7 protein-coding genes and 1 pseudogene are annotated in these 8089 nt (G+C 73.0%); 1 reads left to right on the forward strand and 7 read right to left on the reverse strand.

Annotated elements, in window-relative coordinates:
- Positions 1–53: 53 nt before the first annotated feature.
- The 6 genes from B9S61_RS31390 to B9S61_RS31415 form a co-directional block, all read right to left on the reverse strand.
- Positions 54–602, reverse strand: coding sequence for a NifU family protein (locus B9S61_RS31390; protein ID WP_103545230.1), 549 nt, complete (start codon positions 600–602; stop codon positions 54–56).
- A gap of 7 nt (positions 603–609) precedes the next feature.
- Positions 610–2547 carry a ferrous iron transporter B gene (locus tag B9S61_RS31395; protein WP_103545231.1) on the reverse strand — a complete coding sequence of 646 codons (1938 nt, stop codon included), beginning with the start codon at positions 2545–2547 and terminating at the stop codon, positions 610–612.
- A complete protein-coding gene (locus B9S61_RS31400) occupies positions 2544–2858 on the reverse strand; it encodes a FeoA family protein (protein ID WP_219819984.1) in 315 nt (104 codons plus the stop codon). The genes B9S61_RS31395 and B9S61_RS31400 overlap by 4 nt, the downstream gene beginning before the upstream one ends.
- A gap of 212 nt (positions 2859–3070) precedes the next feature.
- On the reverse strand, positions 3071–3766 hold the full coding sequence (locus B9S61_RS31405) for a response regulator transcription factor (protein WP_103545234.1): 696 nt from the start codon (positions 3764–3766) through the stop codon (positions 3071–3073).
- 186 nt (positions 3767–3952) lie between these two features.
- Positions 3953–4957, reverse strand: coding sequence for a LuxR family transcriptional regulator (locus B9S61_RS31410; RefSeq protein WP_103545232.1), 1005 nt, complete (start codon positions 4955–4957; stop codon positions 3953–3955).
- Positions 4958–5066: 109 nt separating this feature from the next.
- On the reverse strand, positions 5067–7271 hold the full coding sequence (locus tag B9S61_RS31415) for a hypothetical protein (RefSeq protein WP_181007618.1): 2205 nt from the start codon (positions 7269–7271) through the stop codon (positions 5067–5069).
- A 253-nt stretch (positions 7272–7524) separates the two neighbouring features.
- Here B9S61_RS31415 and B9S61_RS31420 point away from each other — a divergent pair.
- Positions 7525–7752, forward strand: a pseudogene (locus B9S61_RS31420) (GNAT family N-acetyltransferase); the annotation flags it as partial.
- Here the strand turns inward: B9S61_RS31420 and B9S61_RS31425 are convergent.
- Complete coding sequence (locus B9S61_RS31425) at positions 7716–7949, reverse strand: hypothetical protein (protein WP_258039959.1); 234 nt, start codon at positions 7947–7949, stop codon at positions 7716–7718. The pseudogene B9S61_RS31420 and the gene B9S61_RS31425 sit on opposite strands and share 37 nt — an antisense overlap.
- Positions 7950–8089: the final 140 nt, after the last annotated feature.

The following is an 8089-nucleotide window of genomic DNA, read 5'->3' on the forward strand; positions in this document are numbered from 1 at the left end:
TGGGCGGAGCGGCTCCGGGAGTTCCGGAGCCGCTCCGGCGTTGTCGGGCCCGCTCAGCGGAACACCCCCGGCGAGGAGGCGCCGCGCACCTCCCGCAGGGCGGGGTGACGCCGGCGCAGGCCGTCCTCCAGCCGCCGGTGCAACGTGAACCAGGAGGCGGGGCAGCCGTGGCAGGCGCCGCCGAGACGGACGGTCACGACACCGTCCACCGCATCGACGAGGTCGATCGTGCCGCCGTGCGACCGGGCGAAGTCGCCCACCTCTCCGGCGAGCACCTCCTGTGCCGCGGCGTACAGCAGTGCGTCCTCGCCGGAGCCGCCGGGGTCCGGGGCGGCGATCCAGGCGGCCGGTTCCTCCAGCGCGGCGTGCAGCGCGCTGCGGACCCTGGCGCCCTCGGCCGCCCAGGTGCGGCCCGGGGCGAGGTGGGTGACGACGGCCGTGGGTTCCACGGTGATCCGGGTGAGGGTGCCGTCGGCCAGCAGTGCGGCCAGCGGCGCGGGCACGTCCGCCGGCGCACCGGTGCCGGTGAGGGTTCCCGCAGGGATGATCCAGCGCAGCCGGCCGGGCCGGCCGGGGACGGTCTGGGGGTGTGTCGGGATCATGGCGCCGTCACCCGCTCAGCACGGCGGTCACCGTGCGGGCCAGATAGGCCATGAGCCAGGCCAGCGCGGTCAGATAGGCGAGGGCGATCGCCGGCCACCGCCAGGTGCCGGTCTCGCGGCGCAGGACCGCGACGGTGGCCATGCACTGCAGCGCGTAGACGAAGTAGACGAGCAGCGCGGCGACGGTGGGCGGGGTGAACACCGGCTCGCCGGCGCGCGGGCCGTCGGAGTGGGTCATCTCCCGCAGTGCGCGGGCCGGTTGTTCGGGGTCCTCGGCGGAGGCGACCTGTCCGAGGGTGGCGACGAAGGTCTCCCGGGCCCCCTGTGCCGAGAGCACCCCGACGTTGACGCGCCAGTCGAAACCCAGCGGGTCGAAGACGGGGGCGACCAGGCGGCCCAGACCGGCGGCGTAGCTGTGATCGACGGTGTAGGCGGACACGGCGACGGAGTCGGTGGGCGCGACGCCGGCCGCGCGCAGGTCGTCGTCCGTGTGCAGCGGCAGGTTCAGCAGCATCCACAGCACGACGCTCGTGGCGACGATGACGGTCGAGCACTTGCGCAGGAACGCGCGCGCGGAAGACCACATCGCCACCAGCACCGCGCGCGGGGCCGGCAGCCGGTAGGGCGGCATCTCCATGAAGAAGGGCATCGCCGGGCGGTGGCGATCACCGAACTTCTTGAAGGCCCAGGCGGCCACCATGGCGGAGACGGCACCGAGCAGATACAGGCCGAACATGATCATGCCCTGGGCGCCGAACGGCCCGACCCTGTCGTCCGGGTCCACCAGCAGGCCGATGAGCAGTACGTAGACCGGCAGCCGGGCCGAGCAGGTCATCAGCGGGGCGGCCATCATGGTGGCCAGCCGGTCCCTGGCCGAGGGCAGCGTCCTGGTGGCCATGATGCCGGGGACGGCGCACGCGAACGCCGACAGAAGGGCCACGAAGGCCCGGCCCTCCAGGCCCGCGCGGGCCATCACGCGGTCCATGAGGAACGCCGCCCGCGCCATGTAGCCCACTCCCTCCAGCAGGGCCAGGAGCAGGAAGAGCAGCACGATCTGCGGGACGAACACCAGCACCCCGCCGACCCCGCCGATGAGGGCGTCGCCCAGCAGCCCGGACAGCCACCGGTTGCCGACATGGGCGTCGACCAGACCCGACAGCCGTGCGAACAGTTCCTCCACGGCGCCCTGCAGAGGGGCGGCCAGGGTGAAGACGGTCTGGAAGAACAGCGCCATCACCGCGAAGAACACCGCCGTGCCCCACAGCGGGTGCAGCAGCACCGCGTCCACCCGCCGCGTCACCTCGTGACGGGTCGGGGGCCGGTAGCCGGCGAAGTCGAGGACCGACCGCACCCAGGCGTCGCGTTCGTCCGGCCCGGTGGGCGGCGCCACGGCCGGTACGGGCCAGGACCGCCAGTCGGCGAGTCGCTCACGCAGGTCCGCGATGCCGTGTCCGCGGTGGCCGACCACCGGCACCACCGGTACGCCGAGCGCCCGGGCCAGCGCGGCGGTGTCCAGCCGGCCCTGGCGGCGGGCCAGTTCGTCCGCGAAGGTGATCACGACGCAGGCGGGCAGGCCGCGGGCCAGGACCTGGGCGACGAAGCCCAGGGAGCGCCGCAGTGTGGTGGCGTCCGCCGTGATGAGCAGCGCGTCCGGGCGGTCGGCGCCGTCCAGCACGTCGACGGTGATCTGTTCGTCCGGGCTGACCGGGTCCAGACCGTAGGTGCCCGGCAGGTCCTCGACCGTGTACCGGTGCGGTCCCCGGTGCACGGTCCCGACGAACCGGGACACCGTCACGCCCGGGTAGTTCCCGGTCTTGGCGCTCAGGCCCGTGAGGGCGTTGAAGACGCTGGTCTTCCCGGAGTTGGGCGCGCCGACCAGGGCGATCCGGGCTGCTCCGGACTCCGGTGCCGCGGCGGCCGCGCTGTCGTGGCAGCCGGTGGTCACCGCTCCCCCTCGGCGACGTGCACGCACTGCGCCTGGGCGCGGCGCAGGCACACCTCGTAGTCCTTGACCCGGTACACGACGGGGTCGCGCAGAGGCGCTCGCCGGACCACCTCGACCACCGTGCCGGGGCCGAAGCCCAGGTCGTACAGGCGGCGGACCACGGTGGGTGCGCCCTCGGCGGCGATCCGCGTCACCGTGGCGCGACTTCCGGGGGCAAGCTCCGCCAGGGTGCGCGGCGGTGCGTCGACGACGGTGGGTGCCCGGCCGGCCGCTGTTGCCGTGCCGGACGAAGGATCATTCAGACCGTTCACAGCATGAGGTTAGGCTCACCTATCCTGCGGCGGGTGATGACGAGTGGCCCTGCCGCGGGGCCACTCGGCCCTCCCGGCGGGGCCCGCCCGGCCCTTCATGCGGACCGGTGGGTGCGTTTCCTCGCGCAGGTGCGGCGGAACGACGTCCGGCCGTGCGTGCACGGGGGCGACACGCACGACCGGGGACCTTCGCCACGGTACGGCCGCCGGGGTCAGCGACCCTCGTGGCGCAGGCGGTCACGGGCCTCGGTGGCGATCACGGCGGCCTGGATGCGGCGCTCCACGCCGAGCTTGGCCAGCAGCCTGGAGATGTGGTTCTTCACGGTCTTCTCGGCCAGGTACAGCCGCTGGCCGATCTGCCGGTTGGTCAGTCCTTCGCCGATGAGCGCGAGGATCTCCCGCTCCCGGTCGGTCAGCCCCGGCAGCGCGTCCGGCTGCTCCTCCTCCTTCTGCTGTCCGCCGCGCAGCCGGGCCATCAGCTTGGTGGTGGCGCTCGGGTCGAGCAGCGACTGGCCCCGGGCGACCGTGCGGACGGCCGTCACCAGGTCGGAGCCGCGGATCTGCTTGAGCACGTATCCCGAGGCGCCGGCCATGATCGAGTCCAGCAGGGCCTCCTCGTCGTCGAACGAGGTCAGCATCAGACAGGCCAGGTCGGGCATCTGCGAGCGCAGGTCGCGGCAGACGCTGACCCCGTCCCCGTCGGGCAGCCGGACGTCGAGGACGGCGACCTGGGGGCGCAGGGCGGGGACCCGTACGAGCGCCTGCTCGACGGTGGCGGCCTCACCGACCACGGTGATGTCCGGCTCGTCGTTCAGCAGGTCGTGCACCCCGCGCCGGACCACCTCGTGATCGTCCAGCAGGAAGACCCGGATCGGGTTGTCGGGGCCGGGCTGCTCGCCGTCCGCCATCAGATGCTCCTCGTTGTCCGCGTGCAGTGTTCCGGGACGATACTCGCCTGTCCAGGGCCTGATGGCCAGGGCCGGACGGCCCTGCTTCCCCGGTTCCGTCGCCACGGGCGCCCACCCGGGGGACGCCCGGCGGTGATGCGGATCATGCGGGCGGGGCGCGGTACCGGCGGCGGCGCGGCCCGGGGTTCACAGCCAGCCGCGTCGCGCGACCTGCCAGGCGAGCTGCATCCGGGTCGTCGCCCCGGCCAGCTCCATCATGCGCTGGATGCGTCGCTGCACGGTGCGGCGGCTGAGGCCCATCTGACTGGCGACTGCCTTGTCGGCCACCCCCGCGACGAGCAGGGCCAGCAGGCGGCGGTCGGTGGCGGTGAGGGTGCCGGGCGTTCCTGCGCCGTCGGTGCCCGCGACGGCTCCGCTGTCGTCCACGACCAGCGGGACCGCGTCCTCCCAGTAGCGTTCGAAGAGTGCGACCAGGGCTGCCAGCAGATTGCTGTCGCGCACCAGCGCGGAGGTGGGCTCGTCCGGACTGCCCTGCGGGCCGCCGGGCACCAGCGGGCAGATGGCGATGGCCCGGTCCGCCACCGCCAGGCGCAGTGGCAGATGGGGCACCGCCCGGGCCGTCTCACCGGCCCGCACCCCCTCGACAACGTTGCCCACGGTGCCCTCGTCGTCGAAGAACGCCTTCTCGTACAGCACGCGGTAGCGCACTCCCCGGGCCAGGGCCTCGAACTCGGACCGGTTGCTGCCCGAGGGCATGGCCACGTACTGCGCCTTGCAGAACCACAGCATCTCGTCGCGCGCGCCGTCCTGGATCTGACGCAGATGCTGGCGCAGCGCCCCGGCGCCGGTGATGACCTCGATGAGCTGTCCGGCGTCCCGCCGGCGCATGGTCTCGCGGTAGGTCTCCACCAGTCCGGTCGCCTCGGCCCTGGCGAGATCGAGGGCGTCGGCCCGGCGTTTGAGGCGGGGCAGCAGCGCCACGTCGGGCGGTGTGGCGCGGTAGTGGCGGGGCAGCCCGTCGTTCTGGCTGATCATGTTCTTCGCCGCCAGGGCGTCCAGCACCTGCCGGGCGTGGGCCTCGTGCAGGCCGGCCCGGTCGGCGACCTGCTGTGCGGTGGCCCGGCCCATCGTCACCAGCAGACGGTAGACGGTCTCCTCGGGCCCGGTGACTCCGGCGGCCTCCAGCGTCACGGCGCCCTCCCGGGATGACGATATTCAATGACCCTGATCGTTGAATACCGTACAACATCGCGGGGGAGCGGACGCCCGCGCCCGCTCCCCCACATGCTCATGACCTCCTTCAGCCGCGGTGCAGGTACGCCCGCTTCACGGTCTGCCGGACCGAGTTGCCGGCCACGTCACGGACGGTGACCCGCAGGGTCACGAAGGCGTCGCCCCGGACGGCGGACGGCTTCCTGACGGTCGCCGGGAAGGCGTTGGCGCCCCTGTCCCGCACCGGGACCCCGGTGAAGTGCCGGCCGTCGTCGTAGGAGACCTCCACCTGCGTGCGCACCCCGCGCGGGGCGTCCGTCCCGTCCTGGTTGCGGACCGTCAGGCCGAGGGTGTACGAGCGCCGGGGACCGACGGCGTTCCGCTCGTCCACCGGTACTCCGTAGTCGACCTGGAGCAGCGGCAGCCGGGCGGGGCCGGTGGTCGTGCCGGACCGGAACGTCCACGACGTGTCGGTGGCCGTGGCGTACTCCCAGTCCGCCGATTCACGGGTGGTCCGCAGGTCCAGCCGGTACGCGGCGCTGCCGGCCGGCACCTCCACGTCCTGCCACGCGTCCGCGAGGTCGGTCACCTTCCTGCCGTCGCGGAAGAGTGCGGCGTTCGCGGTGTCCGACGAGGGCGCGCGTACGCCGATGCCTCCGCCTCCCTCGCTGATCAGCCGCGACCAGTGCCCCGACGCGTCGGTGAACTCGGGGATCCGCAGCCGCAGCACGTCCCCGTCCCGGACGGTGGCCGGCACACCCTCACGCGGTATCGAGGGCCGGGCCACGGCACCCTGCCAGGTCTGGCGCACCTGCTCGCCCGCCCGGTAGGTGCGGGGTGTGTCCTGCAGTCCGCTGCTCAGCGGGGTGTCGACATCGCTGACGGTCCGGTGCAGCACGTGGTGGTGCCACTCGGTGGTACCCGCGGTGACGTACTCGGTGCGCTCGAACGCGGTCGGGGCGTGGCGGGTGTACTGCAGCCAGGAGAACTCCTGGTACGGCCGGCGGGCGAAGCGCTGCTCGGCGGCCCGCTGCGCCCCGCCGTTGTCCGCGTACTCGGACCGCACCACGGCGCTGTTCCGCTCGGACACCGTGTGGACCACGCGGTCCGGGGTGCGCTGTGCGGAGACCTGCATGACGTCGTACAGGTAGGGGCTGCGGGCGGTGCCGCCGAAGGCGACGGTGGTGGTGCGCCGCTCGACGCGCTTCAGCAGTTCCGCGCCGGTGCGGGCACCGACCCTGACCAAGGGCACCTCGGTGCGCTCTCCATGAGGAGTCCAGCGTGTCCAGCCGTTGTCGTTGAAGTGGGCGACCAGCACCGCCCGGACGCCGGCCCGGGCCGCCTGCTGCGCCAGTTCCGGCCCGGCCACTCCCTCCTCGTCGGTCACGACGGCGAGCCTGCCGCGGGCGTGACGGAAGTCCGGCGCGGTCGTGGAACCGGCGGCGACGGCCCGCAGGCGTTCGCCCCGCTGGTCGAACAGGCGGGACCAGGGCATGTAGTAGGCGTCGAGGTTCTCGGTGCCGCCGACGACGCCGGCTTCGAGGAGGGGTGCGACGAGCTGCCAGCGGGAGGCGAACTCGAAGGTGCCGTCGGTGACTTCGGCGGTGGGGCTGACGTACAGCGCCTCGGCGAGGTCGAAGTACATCGTGCCGTCGATCCAGGCGTGCCCGTCGATCTTCCGGTACGTCTGATAGCTGAGAATGCCGCTCTGCTCGGCGGGCCGGGGGGTACGGATCTCGACCTTGACCGTCTTGCGGGGGTCGACGACGACGGTGGTGTCCTTGGTGACCTTGATCTCGGGCAGGACGACCTGCCGCAGGATCTCCTTGCCGTCCACCCGCTCGGTGCCGCCGGTGGTCAGCTGGTAGGTGCCCTCCTCGACCTCGGCGACCGCGTTGTCCCGGTCGGTGTACCCGACGAATCCACCCGCTCCCCAGATCGTCGGCAGGGCGTGGACGCGCTGTCCGTCGTTGTCGTAGGAGACGACCTTGAGCCGGTGCACGGGACCGCGCACGATCAGGCTCAGCGTGGTGTGGACCGTGACGGCGCCGTCGGCGGAGGCGGCCGTCAGACGGCCGTAGTAGTCGCCCTTGTCCGCGCGGGCCGGGTCCACGGTCAGCGGCACCTCGACGGTGCCGCCCGCCGGGACGGTGACGGCCTGCTCGCCGGGAGTCAGCACCCCGTCGGCGGCCTGCCGGCCGCCGCCGGTCGCCAGCGTGGCGCGCAGGGCGAGGGCGTCGACGTCGCGTTTATGTGCTGTCCATGCGGCCGCGCGGTGCCGTTGGTGCTGCACAGAGTCCGCCGCCACCGAAGGCCGTGTCACCGGTTTGCCGTGGCACAGGTGGGACATGTCGCAACGACGACACGGGCGGGGCGCCCTGGGGGTGCCTCACTGGCTTCCGTCGAGGCGCCGCTGTCGGGTTGCGGGTTGATGGGGTCATGCGGCCGGCTCGACGTCCTCGGTGTCCGGGATTCCTGGAAGGTGCCTTCACGGAACACGGCGAACAGGACGCCGACGCGGTGGCGGCCGAGGCGGAGGAGGGCTTGAGACCATGAGGTGGATACGCAGCGTCGGGGTCCTTCCCCCGGCTCGCAGCCGCGGACCGGGCGGTTTCCTGCTCCGTCACGCCTTCGCGGCCTTCGCGGCCCGGGGCCGCGACACCGTCGGCCTCGGAGTGGACACGGAGAACACCACCGGGGCGCCCCGCCTGTACGCCCGGCACGGGCTGACGGTCCACTACGCCGTCGACACCTGGGAGACGGTGGTGAACTGACCCCCGTGCACCGTCAGAACCACGGACAGCGCTTCGACGGGGCCGGAGAGCGCCGCCTTGCAGTGGTGTGACACGTCGTCGGCGAGCACCTCGCTCTCGCCCTTCAGGACGGCGGCCTGCACCTGGGCGGCGACCTCGCGGGGGTCGTTCTTCGGCACGTCCGGGGACCGCACCATGTCGGGGTCCGGCCTCGACATCGGCCACTGGCTGCACCCGCGGCGGGCCGGACGCGGACCGGCCACGGAGAGCGTACGGGCACTCGTGCGTTCAGGGACTCCTGCCGACGGACGTGGACCACGTCGAGATCCGTCACGACGCCGCAGGCCCGGGGAAAGCG

Origin of the sequence: Streptomyces sp. SM1 (genome assembly GCF_002910825.1) — a bacterium.
Classification (GTDB): Bacteria; Actinomycetota; Actinomycetes; order Streptomycetales; family Streptomycetaceae; genus Streptomyces; species Streptomyces okerensis.

Bases quoted from the DNA above. Each gene is read 5' to 3' on its own strand.
- B9S61_RS31390 (WP_103545230.1), bottom strand. From the start codon at position 602: ATGATCCCGACACACCCCCAGACCGTCCCCGGCCGGCCCGGCCGGCTG.
- B9S61_RS31405 (WP_103545234.1), bottom strand. From the start codon at position 3,766: ATGGCGGACGGCGAGCAGCCCGGCCCCGACAACCCGATCCGGGTCTTC.
- B9S61_RS31425 (WP_258039959.1), bottom strand. From the start codon at position 7,949: ATGTCGAGGCCGGACCCCGACATGGTGCGGTCCCCGGACGTGCCGAAG.